This window comes from Pseudomonas sp. 05N431 (genome assembly GCF_056397005.1).
Genome location: NZ_JBFTMN010000017.1, coordinates 42146 through 57877, shown reverse-complemented (window position 1 = coordinate 57877; position 15732 = coordinate 42146). Strand labels below are relative to the sequence as shown.

Annotated in this window: 14 protein-coding genes and 2 tRNA genes; 3 read left to right on the top strand and 13 right to left on the bottom strand. The window is 58.7% G+C overall.

The annotated features are described in order from the left end of the window. Window positions 1–253 precede the first annotated feature (253 nt). Both AC1DIG_RS23875 and AC1DIG_RS23870 read right to left on the bottom strand, forming a co-directional pair. A tRNA-Met gene (locus AC1DIG_RS23875) sits at window positions 254–330 on the bottom strand. A gap of 212 nt (window positions 331–542) precedes the next feature. Further along, a tRNA-Met gene (locus tag AC1DIG_RS23870) sits at window positions 543–619 on the bottom strand. A 299-nt stretch (window positions 620–918) separates the two neighbouring features. On the opposite strand from AC1DIG_RS23870, the gene dinB reads away from it, so the two are divergent. Next, the gene (gene dinB, locus AC1DIG_RS23865) at window positions 919–1980 is read left to right on the top strand and encodes a DNA polymerase IV (RefSeq protein WP_477769279.1); all 1062 of its coding nucleotides are present in this window, start codon (window positions 919–921) and stop codon (window positions 1978–1980) included. Between the two features lie 141 nt (window positions 1981–2121). Here the strand turns inward: dinB and AC1DIG_RS23860 are convergent, their stop codons facing one another. The 5 genes from AC1DIG_RS23860 to AC1DIG_RS23840 all read right to left on the bottom strand — a co-directional run bounded on the left by AC1DIG_RS23860 (window position 2122) and on the right by AC1DIG_RS23840 (window position 7259). Next, a complete protein-coding gene (locus AC1DIG_RS23860) occupies window positions 2122–3075 on the bottom strand; it encodes a hypothetical protein (protein ID WP_477769278.1) in 954 nt (317 codons plus the stop codon). A 17-nt stretch (window positions 3076–3092) separates the two neighbouring features. After that, the gene (locus tag AC1DIG_RS23855) at window positions 3093–4808 is read right to left on the bottom strand and encodes a proline--tRNA ligase (RefSeq protein ID WP_477769277.1); all 1716 of its coding nucleotides are present in this window, start codon (window positions 4806–4808) and stop codon (window positions 3093–3095) included. Between the two features lie 125 nt (window positions 4809–4933). Then, window positions 4934–6496: an AmpG family muropeptide MFS transporter gene (locus AC1DIG_RS23850; RefSeq protein ID WP_477769276.1), complete on the bottom strand. Its 1563-nt coding sequence runs from the start codon at window positions 6494–6496 to the stop codon at window positions 4934–4936. Window positions 6497–6539: 43 nt separating this feature from the next. Further along, window positions 6540–6854, bottom strand: coding sequence for an MGMT family protein (locus tag AC1DIG_RS23845; RefSeq protein ID WP_256676841.1), 315 nt, complete (start codon window positions 6852–6854; stop codon window positions 6540–6542). A gap of 195 nt (window positions 6855–7049) precedes the next feature. After that, window positions 7050–7259, bottom strand: coding sequence for a cold-shock protein (locus tag AC1DIG_RS23840; RefSeq protein ID WP_002554837.1), 210 nt, complete (start codon window positions 7257–7259; stop codon window positions 7050–7052). Window positions 7260–7612: 353 nt separating this feature from the next. Between AC1DIG_RS23840 and dcd the strand changes: the two genes are divergently transcribed. Next, a complete protein-coding gene (gene dcd, locus AC1DIG_RS23835) occupies window positions 7613–8179 on the top strand; it encodes a dCTP deaminase (RefSeq protein ID WP_019692149.1) in 567 nt (188 codons plus the stop codon). Between the two features lie 107 nt (window positions 8180–8286). Then, a complete protein-coding gene (locus AC1DIG_RS23830) occupies window positions 8287–8505 on the top strand; it encodes a hypothetical protein (RefSeq protein ID WP_071551564.1) in 219 nt (72 codons plus the stop codon). Between the two features lie 143 nt (window positions 8506–8648). On the opposite strand, the gene AC1DIG_RS23825 is transcribed toward AC1DIG_RS23830, so the two are convergent. From AC1DIG_RS23825 to AC1DIG_RS23800, 6 genes are all read right to left on the bottom strand, one after another. Continuing rightward, window positions 8649–9413, bottom strand: a complete 765-nt coding sequence (locus AC1DIG_RS23825) for an ABC transporter ATP-binding protein (protein ID WP_216740977.1) — start codon at window positions 9411–9413, stop codon at window positions 8649–8651. 13 nt (window positions 9414–9426) lie between these two features. Next, window positions 9427–10545, bottom strand: coding sequence for a succinylglutamate desuccinylase/aspartoacylase family protein (locus tag AC1DIG_RS23820; protein ID WP_103315462.1), 1119 nt, complete (start codon window positions 10543–10545; stop codon window positions 9427–9429). 12 nt (window positions 10546–10557) lie between these two features. Further along, on the bottom strand, window positions 10558–11268 hold the full coding sequence (locus AC1DIG_RS23815; protein ID WP_477769275.1) for an ABC transporter permease: 711 nt from the start codon (window positions 11266–11268) through the stop codon (window positions 10558–10560). Next, window positions 11265–11993 carry an ABC transporter permease gene (locus AC1DIG_RS23810; RefSeq protein WP_427533518.1) on the bottom strand — a complete coding sequence of 243 codons (729 nt, stop codon included), beginning with the start codon at window positions 11991–11993 and terminating at the stop codon, window positions 11265–11267. Before AC1DIG_RS23810 ends, AC1DIG_RS23815 begins: the two co-directional genes overlap by 4 nt. Before the next feature lie 58 nt (window positions 11994–12051). Then, entirely contained in the window at window positions 12052–12831 is a 780-nt protein-coding gene (locus AC1DIG_RS23805; RefSeq protein WP_054595992.1) for a transporter substrate-binding domain-containing protein, read from the bottom strand. A gap of 241 nt (window positions 12832–13072) precedes the next feature. Then, a complete protein-coding gene (locus tag AC1DIG_RS23800) occupies window positions 13073–15523 on the bottom strand; it encodes a penicillin acylase family protein (RefSeq protein WP_477769274.1) in 2451 nt (816 codons plus the stop codon). Window positions 15524–15732 lie beyond the last annotated feature (209 nt).

Sequence of the window (15732 nt, the reverse complement as noted above, 5' to 3'; positions counted from 1 at the left end):
ACAGGATGGGGGTATCCAGCCAAGTTACCAATCCCTGTAGAAAAAAATAATCACAAATATTAACGCGTATCACCGAGCATTGGGGATTACGCACATTCAATCGTAGAGAGGCTTGCCTGCGACTCAGCATAGCCTGATCTGGTGGACCCTGAAGGGCGCCAAAGGTTCGTGAACATTGCCAGATCATTGTTGCGAAAGGACTTTTCTACAGATACAAAAAAGGCCGCTCTTTCGAGCAGCCTTTTTTGATGTTTGGTTGCGGGAGCCGGATTTGAACCGACGACCTTCGGGTTATGAGCCCGACGAGCTACCAGACTGCTCCATCCCGCGTCTGTGTGGCGGCATTCTACAGGCGATCGCCTGAGTGTCAACCGTTAATGGTTCGCTTGATCAAATTAACGTTAATTAGCCTCAAGCGGACGCTGGTCTTAAGTTAAGTATAAGAAGCGCAAAGGGTTTTTCTTGGCTCTGGCGACGAGAGGGGGGTGAAAAACAGGCGCGCACAAAAAAGGCCACTCTTTCGAGTAGCCTTTTTTGATGTTTGGTTGCGGGAGCCGGATTTGAACCGACGACCTTCGGGTTATGAGCCCGACGAGCTACCAGACTGCTCCATCCCGCGTCTGTGTGTCGGCATTCTACAGAGGATCGCCGGGCTGTCAATTGCTAATTCAGAAAAATCTGTTCCTGTTCAATCGCTTAGCGTATCAGCTGGGAGGTCGAATAGGGCTTGAGGGCTTGCTGTATAAGGCTTTCAGCTCTATTGGCAGGTTAGGGTCGATTGAAAAAATAAATCCAGTGAAGGCGTTTCCTACCACTAGTAGAGAAGAATCAAAGCACTGGTGCTATATACAGTTGTCAGTGAGATACTGGCGATCCGGTTCGCCGCAGTCCCTTTTCCTTCATTGAACACCGCCTTATATGACGCAGCGCAAAATCATCCACGTCGATTGTGACTGCTTCTATGCCGCCATCGAGATGCGTGACGACCCGACTCTGGCGAGCAAGCCGCTGGCGGTGGGTGGCTCGGCGGATCATCGCGGGGTTATCGCGACGTGCAACTATGAGGCCCGGGCTTACGGAGTACGCTCGGCCATGTCCTCACGGCACGCCTTGAAGCTGTGCCCGGATCTGGTCATCGTCAAGCCGCGAATGGAGGCCTATAGAGAGGCATCGAAAGAGATTCAGGCGATTTTTCGTGATTACACCGACCTGATCGAGCCACTGTCGCTGGATGAGGCGTACCTCGACGTATCCGAAAGTACGCATTTCGCTGGCAGTGCCACGCGAATTGCCCAGGACATTCGGCGCCGGGTCTCCAATCAGCTGCATATCACCGTCTCGGCGGGTGTGGCGCCGAACAAGTTTCTCGCGAAGATCGCCAGTGACTGGAAAAAGCCCAACGGATTGTTTGTGATCACGCCGGATCAGGTCGAGGACTTTGTCTCGCAGTTACCGGTAAGCAAGCTGCATGGTGTCGGCAAAGTCACTGCCGACAAGCTGGCGAAGCTCGGTATTGCCGATTGCCTGCAGTTGCGTGACTGGAACAAGTTGGCGCTGGTGCGCGAATTTGGCAGTTTTGGCGAGCGTCTGTGGAGTCTGGCGCGTGGGATCGATGATCGGCAGGTGCAGAACGACAGCCGTCGGCAGTCGGTGAGTGTCGAAAACACCTACGATGTGGACCTGCCGGATCTGGTCAGTTGCCTGGATAAACTACCGGACCTGCTGGAAACCCTGAACGGGCGTATGGCGCGGATCGATAGCAGCTACCGGCCGGGCAAGCCGTTCGTCAAAGTGAAGTTCCATGATTTTACCCAGACGACGCTGGAGCAGGCCGGGGCAGGGCGTGACCTGGGTAGCTATCAGCTGTTGCTGACCCAGGCGTTCAATCGGGGTGGCAAACCCGTGCGTTTGCTGGGGATTGGTGTGCGCTTGCAGGATCTGCGTGGCGGGTTCGAGCAGTTGGATCTGTTTGAGCGGTAGTGTCAGGCTTTTGATGCGGCGATGAATGTCAGGCCGCTTTCGCGAGCAAGCTCGCTCCCACATGAGTCTGAGGTGTCCACATAGTGTGTGTTCACAACAGGTCTAATGTGGGAGCGGGCTTGCTCGCGAAGCTTTTCGCTATTAATTCGGTCCCGGATCCGCCACCAAACGCCCGGCATCCTTGGTCAGCGACTTGAGAAACTCGCTTTGCAACTCGGGATCGTTGCGGGTCAGTTCGATCAGGCTTTGTTCCAGCTCGCTGGCTTCTTCTTCCAGACCCAACTCCGACAGGCGTTTGACCCGGTGTACCCACTGGCTCACTTCGTCGTCTTCGAGGTCGTCGTAAATCAGCGCATGCGCTTCCAGCAGCTTGCTGCGCAACGTGCTGCTGATGGTCAGGGACGAGTCGGTGTGCACATCGTCCTGAGCATCTTCGACAGTGATCTGCAGCTTGCCGATACGATTCAGGTTCTGCTCCGCGAACGGGCTGTCGAGCAGGTTCAAGCGCAACACGCCGTTGCGGTCAGTGGTGAGCTCGAAGGTCTGCGTGCCGGCCTTGACCTCTACCGGGCGCTCGCTCCATGGCAGGCTCGAATATTCCATGCGCTTATCACGCTGGACTTCATCGATGCCGGCCAGGTTCTGTTGTGCGCGACCATGGGACTGTATGTTCATGAACGGGTTGAGCCCGGCAATCCCATTGCTGATCCAGTCCTTGGTCATGCTGTCTGGCAGATTGCCAAGGGCGAACACGTTGGCGATGTTCGCACCGACGCCGGCCACCAAAGTCACCGCGCCCAGTGGAATCTCGTAAACCTTGCGCCAGGGTTGGTAAGGCGTGTAGCGATCGTAGCGCCGGGTGACATCGTACTCGGTGACTTCGAAGGTCTTCTGCTCGTGAATCCGTACCCGGCGTTGCGGCAGCTCAAGCACCTTAGGCTCGCCGACATCGATCTGCAGGCTGTGATCGAGCAGCTTTCGCTCGATGCGTTCCTCGTGCTCGCTGCGTTGTGACATCTGATTGGCGCAGCCGCTGAGCAACAGGGTGCCGCACAGGGCGGCACCACCGAGGCTTAAGGTGTTTCGCTTGAACATGACTTCTCTATCTGGTGTCAGCGGCGGATACGAGCCTGAAGGAACGACAGTACGTCGGCGACCGGCAGCGCTTGCGGCTCGGCCTCGGTACGGCTCTTGTATTCCAGGTTGCCGTCGGCGAGCCCACGGTCACTGACCACGATCCGGTGAGGAATGCCGATCAGCTCCATGTCCGCGAACTTGATGCCCGGGCTGGTTTTCTTGTCGCGATCGTCCAGCAGCACTTCGAAGCCGGCCGCGGTCAGTTCTGCGTAGAGCTTGTCGGTGGCTTCGCGAACCAGGTCGGTCTCGTAGCGCAACGGCACCAGGGCGATCTGGAAGGGCGCGAGGGCATCGCTCCAGATGATGCCTTTCTCGTCGTTGTTCTGCTCGATGGCCGCAGCCACTACGCGGGATACGCCGATGCCATAGCAACCCATTTCCAGGGTGACCGGCTTGCCGTTCTCGCCGAGTACTTCGCACTTCATCGCTTTGCTGTACTTGTTGCCCAGCTGGAAGATGTGCCCGACTTCGATGCCGCGCTTGATTTCCAGGGTGCCTTTGCCGTCAGGGCTAGGGTCGCCGGATACGACGTTACGCAGGTCGGCAACGGTCGGTACTGGCAGGTCGCGCTCCCAGTTCACGCCGAAGTAGTGCTTGTCGTCGATGTTGGCGCCGATGCCAAAGTCGCTCATCAGCTCGACGGAACGGTCGATGATGATTGGCAGTGGCAGGTTCAGCGGACCCAGGGAGCCGGCGCCGGCGCCAATGGCGTCACGCAGTTCGGCTTCGGAGGCCATGACCAGCGGGCTGGCAACGCCAGGCTGGTTGGCGGCCTTGATTTCGTTCAGTTCGTGGTCGCCACGGATGATCAGGGCAATCAGCTTGCCTTTCTCTTCTGCGTGAACCACCAGGGTCTTGATGGTTTTTTCGATTGGCAGATTGAAGCCTTCGACCAGTTGCGCAATGGTCTTGGCGTTCGGGGTGTCGACCAGTCGCAGTTCTTCGGTTGGTGCCGCGCGCGAAGTTTCCCGTGGCACGGCTTCGGCTTTCTCGATGTTCGCCGCGTAGTCGGAACCGTTGCTGAAGACGATGTCGTCTTCGCCGGATTCGGCCAGTACGTGGAACTCGTGGGAGCCGGCGCCACCGATGGAGCCGTTGTCGGCTTCTACAGGGCGGAACTTCAGGCCCAGACGGGTGAACACGTTGCAGTAGGCCTGGTGCATGCGGTCGTAAGTGACCTGCAGCGATGCCTGGTCGGCGTGGAAGGAGTAGGCGTCCTTCATGATGAATTCGCGACCGCGCATCAAGCCGAAGCGTGGGCGGATTTCGTCACGGAATTTGGTCTGGATCTGGTACAGGTTGATCGGCAGCTGCTTGTAGCTGCTCAACTCGTTGCGCATCAGGTCGGTGATCACTTCTTCGTGAGTCGGGCCGGCGCAGAAGTCGCGACCGTGACGATCCTTGAAGCGCAGCAGTTCAGGGCCGTACTCTTCCCAACGACCGGATTCCTGCCACAGCTCAGCCGGTTGAGTGCTCGGCATCAACACTTCGAGAGAGCCGGCGGCGTTCATTTCTTCGCGAACGACGGCTTCGACCTTGCGCATCACTCGCAAGCCCATCGGCAGCCAGGTGTACAGGCCGGAGGCGAGTTTGCGGATCATGCCGGCGCGCAGCATCAGCTGATGGCTGACGACGACCGCATCGGAAGGCGTTTCTTTCTGTGTGGCGAGCAAAAATTGACTGGTGCGCATGGTAGGCCGTTGTCGGTTGCTGAAGACTAGAAATGACGAAGCATTGTACGGGTGAGATTTGCTGGCGTACAGGATTGCGGCCGGCGGTGTGGCTTGAGTGCGGAGAAAACTCCGCACTCAAGGGGCTATGATTCTTCGACGGCGGTGGTGGTCTGGGCAGGCTCGGGCGTTGGTGTCGGACCTTCGCGGCGGTTTTCCTGGAACCAGTGCAGGGCGATCAGCAGCAGGGTCGGCACGCCAAGCAGTGTCGTGATGATGAAGAAGTTGTGATAGCCGTATTTCTCCACCATGACTCCGGAGTAGCCGCCGATCAGGCGCGGCAGCAGGAGCATGATCGAGCTGAGCAGGGCGTACTGGGTCGCGGAAAACTTCAGGTTGGTCAGGCTCGACAGGTAGGCGACGAAGGCCGAGGTGGCCATGCCCGAACTGAAGTTATCGAGGGAGATGGTGACGATCAGCATCTCCAGGTTGGCGCCCATGTCGGCGAGCATCACAAACAACAGGTTGGTGGCGGCTGACGCAAACCCGCCGATGAACAGAATCGGCAGGATTCCGAAACGCACGATCAGCAGGCCGCCCATGCCGGCGCCTATCAGGGTCATGATCAGGCCGAAGATCTTGCTGACGCCGGCGATCTGATCCTTGGTGAAGCCCAGGTCGATGTAGAACACGTTGGCCATTACGCCCATGACGGTGTCGGACATTCGATAGGTGGCGATCAGGCCCAGCAGCAGAAAGGCCTGCCAGCGGTAGCGTACAACGAAGTCGTTGACGGGCGTCAGCACCGGGGCCAGGCCGCGGCGGCCCATGGTGGAGAGGCACAGGCTGGTCAGGATGATGTAGAGCAGCGCCCGTAGAAAGGCTCGATCTTCCAGCAGCAGATCCAATGGGCTCATGGCGCCCGTGAACACGCTGGCGAAGTCAGTGTTGTAGAGCTGAGTAAACATCGCGGGCACGGACACCAGCAATACGATGAGTACGAATACCGATACCAGCTGGTGCACAAAGCTGTAGCGGCCGGCGGACAGCTGGGTACGCAGCGGCACGGGAGGCTCGCGCATGAGCAGGGTGGTCACCAGCGCCGGGATCATCAGCAGGCCGAACAGCGCGTAGGTGCCGGTCCAGGCCGAGTGTTTGTAATTGAAACCGGTGGAACCGAAGCCTTCGGCAATGAACAGTGCGCCCGCTGTCGCCAGGAGGGCAGCGACCCGATAGCCGGACATATAGCTGGCAGCCAGTGCAGCCTGGCGCGTGTCGTCGACAATTTCCAGGCGATAGGCATCGACCGCAATATCCTGGGTGGCGGAGGCGAATGCAACCAGAACGGCAATCGCAATCAGCCAGGATAGGTGTTTTTGCGGGTCGCAGAAGCCCATGCCGATCAGGCCGACGATCAGCAGTATTTGCGCCAGGACCAGCCAGGAGCGTCGTCGGCCGAGTTTGCCGAGTAATGGCAGGCGCCATTGGTCGAGAAGTGGCGACCACACCCATTTAAATGCGTACGCCAGCCCGATCAGGCTGGCATAACCAATCGTTTCACGGGCCACGCCGGCCTCACGCAGCCAAACGGAAAGCGTTGAGAACACCAGCATGTAGGGTAGGCCAGCGGCGAAACCCAGTAGCAACAGTACGAGCGTCGAGGGGCTGGCATAAGCAGCGAGCGCGGCGCGCCAGGTTTTACGGGGCATGGGCTGGAGTCTGCCTCAAAATTGCGAAAACAAAGCGCGCACTCTAACCGCTGTGCTCTACCGGGCGCCAGCCATGACGCTGAATATCAACACGATTGTTCAGGATGCTGACACCTTCCATGCGCAAGCGTGCCCGCTGTTCATCGCCTGAGGGGCTTCCCGCTGGCAAGCTGAGGCGACCGCCGGCAGCCAATACGCGATGCCAGGGCAGCTTGGTGTCGCCGGGCAACTGACTCAATGTGCGTCCCACCCAGCGCGCGGCCCGCCCCAGGCCTGCCAGTTCGGCGAGCTGACCGTAACTCACCACTTTGCCTTCCGGAACCTGGGCCAGAGTCAGGTAGAGCGTGGTTCGGCGCATTTGCGCCGGGGTCTCGGTTTCATGGTTGGCGTCAGTCACGTTGCCGCTTCCTGATAAGGGTGTTGAGGCTGTTTCCAGAATAAGTCTTCAGCGGGCGAATGAAAATCTCGCGACATTTGGCAGGGTCGGTAAAAACAGACGGGCACAAAAAAGCCCCGCTTTTGAGGGCGGGGCCTTTTACTAAATCAGGACAAGTTAGATAACTTGAACTTCTTCAGCTTGCATGCCTTTCTGACCGCGGGTAGCGATGAAAGAAACCTGTTGGCCTTCTTTCAGGCTTTTGAAGCCGTCGGATTGGATAGCTTTGAAGTGAACGAACAGGTCGTCACCGGATTGTGGAGTGATGAAGCCGAAGCCTTTTTCATCGTTGAACCACTTAACGGTACCGGTTTGGCGATTAGACATGGTGTAACTCCTTGAACAAAGATAACTGCGACTCAGGAAGAACCCTGGCCGAGACTGAGTGCAAAGAGCAGGAAAAATTCTTGTAGATGGTTGGATCGAAATTCAACATATCGTGTAGAGATTCTCAGTGACACAAGCAGCACAGTGGCGCCACCTTAACCCTTTTTCCTGAACGTGCCAATGGTCTTTGCGAAGGTTTCTCTGTTTTCATGACTGACGGTGCGCCGTATTGCTGCGAAGGCCCGTAAGTCGTGGGGGATCGGCGAGAATTGTGCCGCGGACTTTGAACCGGCGGCGCGCCCCGGTAAGATGCCGGACAGAATTTTTCCACCTCGCTATTCAGGACACCCGCCATGAGCATCAAATCGGACAAGTGGATTCGCCGCATGGCGCAAGAGCACGGCATGATCGAGCCCTTCGTAGAGCGCCAGATGCGTGGCGAAGGCGCCGATAGGCTGATTTCCTTTGGCGTGTCGAGCTATGGCTACGACGTGCGTTGCGCCGATGAATTCAAGGTGTTCACCAACATCAATTCGGCGACTGTCGATCCGAAAAACTTTGATGAGAAGAGCTTCGTCGACGTCAAAAGCGATGTCTGCATCATTCCGCCAAACTCTTTCGCGTTGGCCCGCACCGTCGAGTTCTTCCGTATTCCGCGCAACGTACTGACGATCTGCCTGGGCAAGAGCACCTACGCTCGCTGCGGCATCATCGTCAACGTCACGCCGCTGGAACCGGAGTGGGAAGGTCACGTGACCCTGGAGTTCTCGAACACCACCACGTTGCCGGCGAAGATCTACGCCAACGAAGGCGTGGCGCAGATGCTGTTTTTCGAGTCCGACGAAGAGTGTGAAGTGTCTTATAAGGACCGTGGCGGCAAGTACCAGGGCCAGCGTGGCGTGACCCTGCCGCGTACCTGAGTCAACCGTCTGACAAACCGTTGGAATTCCTGAGCGGGCGTACACTCTATGGGGTGTACTGCTCCGATGCGCGCAAGGCGCATCGGGCCATCGCTCAGGAGTGCTTCATGAAGATCGATCCGCGAATAAGTGCCGAACTGGCAAGGCTCGAGCCCAATCAAGTGGGCCTGCTGGCCTGGTCATTGCTGGCGCATCCGCCTGTCACGCTGGCCGGCGGAATCCCAGGTCAACCCGACCCCGATACCCCGAACGAACAACCGACCGAACCGGGCGAGCCTGGCGAACCCACCTTGCCGGATAAGCCGCCTCCCGCACCGGTTGCCTGATTTCCTGCATCGAAATTCAACGGCCTGAGGTTGGTTTGATTCCTGTGGGAGCGTGGCTTGCCCGCGATGAACGATAATGCGGGTTATCAGATAAACCGCGTTGCACCCATCGCGGGCAAGCCACGCTCCCACAGAATCCGGGGTTACTTGAGGTTGCCGCTCAGGAACTGCTTCAGGCGTTCGCTTTTCGGGTTGCCGAGCACGTCTTCAGGTGCCCCTTCTTCCTCTACCAGTCCCTGATGCAGGAACAGCACCTGATTGGAAACCTTGCGGGCGAAGCTCATTTCGTGGGTCACCATGATCATGGTCCGGCCTTCTTCGGCCAGTCCCTGGATCACCTTGAGCACTTCACCCACCAGTTCCGGGTCCAGCGCCGAAGTCGGTTCGTCGAACAGCATCACCTCCGGCTCCATCGCCAGTGCGCGGGCAATGGCAACACGTTGTTGCTGACCGCCCGACAGGAACGCCGGGTATTGATCCGCTACGCGCGCCGCCAGGCCGACCTTGTCCAGATAACGCCTGGCGCGATCTTCGGCGTCTTTCTTGCTGACACCCAGCACCCGGCGCGGGGCCATGGTGATGTTTTCCAGCACGGTCATGTGGCTCCACAGGTTGAAGTGCTGGAACACCATTGCCAGTCGGGTACGGATTCGTTGCAGCTCGGCTTCATCGGCCACCCGCATGCCATGGTGGTCCTTGATCATGCGGACTGCCTGACCGTCCAGGCTCATGGCGCCGTCGTTGGGTTGTTCGAGAAAGTTGATGCAGCGCAAAAAGGTGCTTTTGCCCGAGCCGCTGGCGCCGATCAGACTGATCACGTCACCGGTCTTGGCCTTGAGCGAAACACCTTTGAGCACTTCATGAGTGCCGTAGCATTTATGCAGGCCTTCGATGGTCAGTTTGTACATGGGGCATGCATCCTCAAGGCGAAAGTAGGTAACCGGTGCGATAGGCTTCGAGCCCGGCAACATGGGCGATCACCATGCCGGCAGTGGCCATCCGGCGAGTCGAACGGGCGTAGAGCAGGCCGGCGTTGGCGCAGTGAACCGGGGTCACGCGGTCGCCGATCGGGTCGATGATTTCAGCGATCAGTTGTCCTGCCTCCAGGTACTCGCCCGGCAGCACGTGATACACCAGCAAACCGCCGACCGGGGTTGCAACCGGTTCTACTGCGGCCAGTGGAGTGGCAGGGTAGGGCAGTTCGGGCAAGGGCGCGGCTTCACCTTCAATGGCGCCGAAATGAATCAGGTAGTCGATCAGCGCCTGGCAGTCGAGGCTGGCCAGCGGATGATTGACGTCGCCTTGGCCGCGCAATTCGACGGTCACCGAGAAGCTGCCCAGCGGAATGTCGAAGTGCTCGCCGAAGCGCTCCTGCATTTGCCACCAGACCAGAGTGAAACACTCGTCGAACGAATGACCGCCGGAGTCGGTGGCCAGCAGGCTGGCTTCGGCGCCGATGTAGCGCGCCAGTGGCTCAACTTGCGGCCAGGCTTCGGGCGTGGTGTACAGGTGCGCGACGGCTTCGAAATCACAATGCAGGTCCAGCACCATGTCGGCATCGCAGGCCAGTGTTTGCAGGGTCAGGCGCTGGGATTGCAGTTGGGTGCGGGCGGTTTGCCGAGCCAGCGCGTTGCGCAGGCTGCTGCGGATCAACTCAAGGTTGTGTTGCGGGTCGTCGTTGAGTTGCCCTTCGATCTCGTTACCGACTTCTTCACCGAGGTCAACGAACCAGCGGTTGAAGTTCTGCCCGCTTTCCAGCTCGTAGCGGCCCAATGGTACGTCCATCAGCACTTGTTCGAGGCCAATCGGGTTGGCCACGGGCACCAGCACGATCTCGCTGCGCAGACGGCCGGCGGCTTCGAGCTCGGCCAGGCGCAGCTTGAGGTGCCACGCCACCAGCATGCCGGGCATTTCGTCGGCATGCAGCGAGGACTGGATGTAGATCTTGCCTTTGGCCTGAGTCGGGCCGAAGTGGAAGCTGTGGATCTGTCGTGCAGTGCCCGGTAGTGGGGCAAGCAGGTCATGGATCTGGTGGCGCATTTGCAAAAAATCCTAGTGAGTCGGCCCGAGGAACGCCAGCCATCGGCGTTCGGCCAGTCGGAACAGGCCGACCAGCGCAAAGGTGACGGTCAGGTAAATCAGCGCGGCAATGCCGAATGACTGAAAGGTCAGGAAGGTCGCCGAGTTGGCGTCGCGAGCGACTTTCAGAACGTCCGGGACAGTGGCGGTGAAGGCCACGGTGGTCGAGTGCAGCATGAGGATCACTTCGTTGCTGTAGTACGGCAACGAGCGACGCAGGGCCGACGGCATGATCACGTAGGCATAAAGCTTCCAGCCCGTCAGGCCGTAGGCTTTCGCCGCTTCGACTTCGCCATGGTTCATGCTGCGAATCGCCCCGGCGAAAATCTCCGTGGTGTAGGCGCAGGTGTTCAGGGCAAAGGCGAGGATGGTGCAGTTCATCGCATCGCGAAAGAACGCATCGAGCACCGGTTGCGCACGGACCGCGGCCAGGCTGTAGATCCCGGTGTAGCAGATCAGCAGCTGGATATACAGCGGTGTGCCCCGGAACAGGTAGGTGTAGAACTGTACCGGCCAGCGCACATAGAGCTTGCTGGAAACCCGGGCAATCGACAGCGGAATCGACACCAGGAAACCGATGAAGATCGAGGCGCTGAGCAACCACATGGTCATCGCCAGGCCAGTAATGTGGTAACCGTCGGTGTAGAGGAACGGTCTCCAGTAATCCTGTAGAAGTTCGATCATCGTACGGCCTCCCGGGCACCGGCGGCATAACGGCGTTCAAGCCTGCGCAGGACAAAGTTCGAAGCGCTGGTGATCAGCAGGTAAATCAAGGCGGCCAGCACCAGGAAGTAAAACAGTTGATAGGAGCTTTTACCGGCGTCCTGAGCCGCTTTGACCAGGTCCGCCAGACCGATGATCGACACCAGCGCGGTGGCCTTGAGCATCACCATCCAGTTATTGCCAATGCCCGGCAGGGCGAAGCGCATCATTTGCGGGAATACCACGAAGCGAAACCGCTGGCCGCGTTTGAGGCCATAAGCCGTGGCGGCTTCGACCTGACCCCGTGGGACGGCGAGGATCGCGCCGCGAAAGGTCTCGGTGAAATACGCGCCATAAATGAAGCCCAGGGTGATGACCCCGGCGCTGAACGGGTTGATTTCGATGTACTCCCATTCCATCAGGTCGGTAAGGGAGGTCAGCCAGGTTTGCAGGCTGTAGAAAATCAGCAGCATCAGTACCAGGTCCGGCACGCCGCGAATCAGAGTGGTGTAGACCTGGGCGGGAACCCGTAGCAGTTTGACGCTGGAGAGTTTGGCAGTGGCGCCGAGCAGGCCGAGCAATACGGCCACCAGCAGCGACAACACCGATAATTTGATGGTCATCCAGGTGCCTTGCATCAGCAGCGGACCGAAGCCCTGCAAGCTGAAGGCGGAAAGCCCGAGGTTTTGTAACAGCTGTTCGAACATAAAATCTGCAACCTGATAACGTGAAAAAAGCGCCCATCACGAGGATGGGCGCCGGGCATTATTTGCCGCTGTACAGATTCAGATCACCGAAGTGTTTCTTTTGAATGGTCGCGTAGGTGCCATCATCGTGTAACGCTTTGATACCTTTATCGAGAAGGGCTTTGAGCTCTTTGTTACCTTTCGAGATACCGACAGCTGTTTTGGCTGGCAGCAAAGGATCGTTGACCGGCTTGCTGACTTCATAGGCAGCGCCTTGTGGCGACTTCAAGAAGCCCAGTTCGGCTTGCAGCATGTCCTGGATCGAGGCGTCCAGACGACCGGAAGTCAGGTCGGCGTAGACCTGATCCTGGTTGGCGTAGGCCTGAGTGGTCACGCCAGCCTTGTCCAGCACGGCCTTGGCGTAGGCTTCCTGGATGGTGCCTTGCTCGTAGCCGACCTTTTTACCCTTGAGCGAGGCCACGTCAGAAATGCCGGAGCCTTTCTTGTAGACCAGTGCGGTAGGGCCGGAGAACAGCTCGCTGGAGAAGTCGATGACTTTTTCGCGGGCTTCGGTGACGGTCATCGAAGAAATCACGCCGTCGAATTTATTGGCTTTGAGGCCCGGAATCATACCGTCGAAATCGCTTTCGACCCATTTGCACTTGACCTTCAGCTCGGCGCAGATCGCGTTGCCCAGATCGATGTCGAAGCCCACCAGGCTGCCGTCGGCCGCTTTGGACTCGAACGGAGCGTAGGAAGGGTCAACGCCAAAACGCAGTTCTTTGTATTCCTTGGCCAGTGCGGAACCAGCGGCCATGCACAACGCCAGTGCAGAAAGGGTCAGCAATGCTTTTTTCATTATTAAATCCCTAAGAACCAATTTGAGCGCTTGTGGCGCGAAATTATTGTTACTGGACAGCGTAAGACCTTATGAAAGTAGCAATTTCCGAACCAGAGTCCCGAACAAGCGTTTTAAAAGATGATTCAAGACACGTCTGGAGAGAAATCGTGCCCGAAAACGGGCGTTAACAATTTGCCGCACCAAAGTAGAGCGATCTGTAGCGAGGAAGCAAGCTGCCTTGTCACAGATCACCATCGTGTTACTTACCCGGCACCAGGGTCAGCCGCGTTGTGCCATACACCTTGTCAAAATTCTGCGGCTGCATCGGCAAGCTCATGTATTGGCCTTTGAGCCACGGGTCGATGCTGTCGATATAGTTCGGGCTGGCCGGGTTGCCGGATTGGCCGGTACCGCTCTGGCCCATCAGCGGTTCGGCCTGGCCGAAGTCGACAATGAAGCGCATGGCCGGCACCAGCGTCACGTTGAAATCCTGACCCCAGGTGTAGGCGGCAGCATTCAACGTGGTGTGGTCACCTCCGGCCGACATGGCGCCGCGCACGGTCTGGCCTCGGCTGTTTTTCCATTCATAGTGGTGCAGTTTGCCCCACTGCCAGGCTTTGTGGTCGGCGCCCATCTGGCTTTCGCCAGCGGTAATGGCCGCGGCCAGGCTGCGGGCGAGAATGGTCGGTTTGTCTTCTTTTTGCGCTGTGCGGATGTCATCCCAGAACGGGCTGTCTTCGCGACCCAGCAAATGGTCGGCCTGGGCCGAGTAGGACAATTTGCCGTTGGCGACGAAGGCTTTCCACGTCGGGCTGGACTCTGGGCCGAGCTCGTCGAGGAAGATCTGCTTCATGCTCTCTTGCAGGAACAATTCATAGATCGCTGCGTCGGTGGAGGTCGGGCTGAGCTTGCCGTCGAACGCCATCAAGCGGCTGTAAGCTTCGCGCGCTTTGCCGGCTTCGGCAGCAGGCAGTGCGTCGATCGCCTGTTTCAGCGGTTGGGACATGCCCGGTGCTTCAAACATCTTTTTCAGTTTGGCGGCGAACAGCGTGGTCTGGTCGTACTGCATCGCGATCATGCTGCGGCTGTCGTGCTTGCCGGCAGCCGCCAGCTCGGCGATGCGCTCGCCACGCTCGGGCGCGGCCCAGGAGTTGGACAGCTGCATGCCGTAACCGTGAGGGATGACCCGTTGGTTGGCGGTGCCGATCCAGCCTTGGGCCGGGTCCTGGTCATAAGGGTGGAGCATCGGGTCGGCGTAACCGTCCCAGTCGTAACGACCTTCCCAGCCCGGCGATGGCAACCCACCTTCGCCTTCGCGGCGGTTCGGGAAGCGCCCGGTGACTTGCCAGCCGATGTGGCTGGCATCGGCGAACACCATGTTCAGCCCGATAGCGCGGATTTCACGGCTGGCGTCCGAGGCTTTCTCTGCGCTCTGCGCACGGGACAGGTCGAAGAAGGCGTCGAGGCTCTTGTCGTCGGTAAAGTTTGGCATCTGCAACGCCAGACCGAAACCATTGCCCAGTGCAGTGCCTTGGGCGCTGTTGAGCAGCGGGCCGTGGCGGGTTTCGTACACCGCTTCGCGAATCGGTCGCTGGCCTTTGACGAAGTAGGTTTCGTTGCGAACTGTCACCGGCTGCCATTTACCAGCGACTTCGTAGCTCAGGCCATTGCCTTGACGCTTGAGCTTTTCAAGAAACAGGTCCTGGTTATCGCCCATGACCGCGGTCATGCTCCACGCCACTTTGCCGTTGAAACCGGCGAGGATCATCGGAAGGCCTGCAATGGAAATCCCGGCCGCCTGGTACTTCGGCGAGCGGAGCTGCACGTAGTTCCACAACGACGGCACACCCATCGGGAATTGGCTGTCGCTGGCCAGCAGGCTCTTGCCGCTGCGACTGCGTTGCGGGGCAATCGCCCAGTTGTTCGACGCCGTGGCGCCGAGCAGATTCAATGCGGACAACTGGTCGCCGGCTTTGCTGAGGTCACTCAGACCCGGGATCGTACCGTTGAGCTTCACGCCTTTAAGCTTTTCAGCTTCGGCGAGCGGCAGCTTTTCGTCCGGATAGGACGGCGACAGCCATGCGAGTTTGTCTGTGGAGACGGTTTGCGCCATCACCAACGAGGCGATTTCTTGCGGCAGGTTGGCTGACTGGCTGAAGTTCAACAGGCAGAAAATCAGCGCCGAATCTTCCGGTTTCCAGTATTCAGGCTTGTAGCCAGTGGCGGCCAGGTCCGACGGCAGCTTGTCGCGATAGCGGAACAGGTAGGCGTTGACTCCGCGGGCATAGACTTCGAAGAAGCGTTGCAGGCGGGGAGAGGAGGCCTTGTAGAGCTCGTCGGCACTTTTCTTCAGGTTGACTGCGCGCATGTAGCGGTCAGCGTCGAGCATCTCCGTACCGGACATTTCCGCCAGGCGACCCTGGGCCAGCAGGCGCAGGGTGACCATCTGGCTGATGCGATCACTGGCGTGTACGTAACCGAGGGTGAACAGCGCGTCGTGGAAGGTGCTGCTTTCGATCAGCGGCACGCCCATGGCATTGCGCCGCACTGACACATTCTGCGCCAGCCCTTTGAGCGGCTGCACACCAGAGGTAGGTGGCAGGCTGTCCTGGGCATTCCAGGTCTGGCAACCGGTGAGGCTGAGCACACTGGCCACTGCTGCGGCAACGCCGAACCGGGGAAGAAAAGATGTAAGGGCTGGCGAGGCCATGGCAAAGCTCCTGCGGGAGTAGAGGCGCAATAAAGGCGCTACGTTAGTGAGCAGAAGAAGGCCGCGCAAGCGGGTGCCGATCTTATTTCAAGGTATGTCCGATAAATCACAGAATTTGACGCGCAGGGTTACCGTTCCATGACTTGCCTATTGGAAAAGGTGGTGCTCAAGTGTCGGGATTTCGATGGTTCGCCAGGAGGAAAATGGCC

Excerpts from the sequence above, each read along its gene's own strand:
- dinB (WP_477769279.1), top strand. The coding sequence starts at position 919 with ATGACGCAGCGCAAAATCATCCACGTCGATTGTGACTGCTTCTATGCC.
- AC1DIG_RS23860 (WP_477769278.1), bottom strand. The coding sequence starts at position 3,075 with ATGTTCAAGCGAAACACCTTAAGCCTCGGTGGTGCCGCCCTGTGCGGC.
- AC1DIG_RS23855 (WP_477769277.1), bottom strand. The coding sequence starts at position 4,808 with ATGCGCACCAGTCAATTTTTGCTCGCCACACAGAAAGAAACGCCTTCC.
- AC1DIG_RS23850 (WP_477769276.1), bottom strand. The coding sequence starts at position 6,496 with ATGCCCCGTAAAACCTGGCGCGCCGCGCTCGCTGCTTATGCCAGCCCC.
- AC1DIG_RS23845 (WP_256676841.1), bottom strand. The coding sequence starts at position 6,854 with ATGCGCCGAACCACGCTCTACCTGACTCTGGCCCAGGTTCCGGAAGGC.
- AC1DIG_RS23840 (WP_002554837.1), bottom strand. The coding sequence starts at position 7,259 with ATGTCTAATCGCCAAACCGGTACCGTTAAGTGGTTCAACGATGAAAAA.
- dcd (WP_019692149.1), top strand. The coding sequence starts at position 7,613 with ATGAGCATCAAATCGGACAAGTGGATTCGCCGCATGGCGCAAGAGCAC.
- AC1DIG_RS23830 (WP_071551564.1), top strand. The coding sequence starts at position 8,287 with ATGAAGATCGATCCGCGAATAAGTGCCGAACTGGCAAGGCTCGAGCCC.
- AC1DIG_RS23825 (WP_216740977.1), bottom strand. The coding sequence starts at position 9,413 with ATGTACAAACTGACCATCGAAGGCCTGCATAAATGCTACGGCACTCAT.
- AC1DIG_RS23820 (WP_103315462.1), bottom strand. The coding sequence starts at position 10,545 with ATGCGCCACCAGATCCATGACCTGCTTGCCCCACTACCGGGCACTGCA.
- AC1DIG_RS23815 (WP_477769275.1), bottom strand. The coding sequence starts at position 11,268 with ATGATCGAACTTCTACAGGATTACTGGAGACCGTTCCTCTACACCGAC.
- AC1DIG_RS23810 (WP_427533518.1), bottom strand. The coding sequence starts at position 11,993 with ATGTTCGAACAGCTGTTACAAAACCTCGGGCTTTCCGCCTTCAGCTTG.
- AC1DIG_RS23805 (WP_054595992.1), bottom strand. The coding sequence starts at position 12,831 with ATGAAAAAAGCATTGCTGACCCTTTCTGCACTGGCGTTGTGCATGGCC.
- AC1DIG_RS23800 (WP_477769274.1), bottom strand. The coding sequence starts at position 15,523 with ATGGCCTCGCCAGCCCTTACATCTTTTCTTCCCCGGTTCGGCGTTGCC.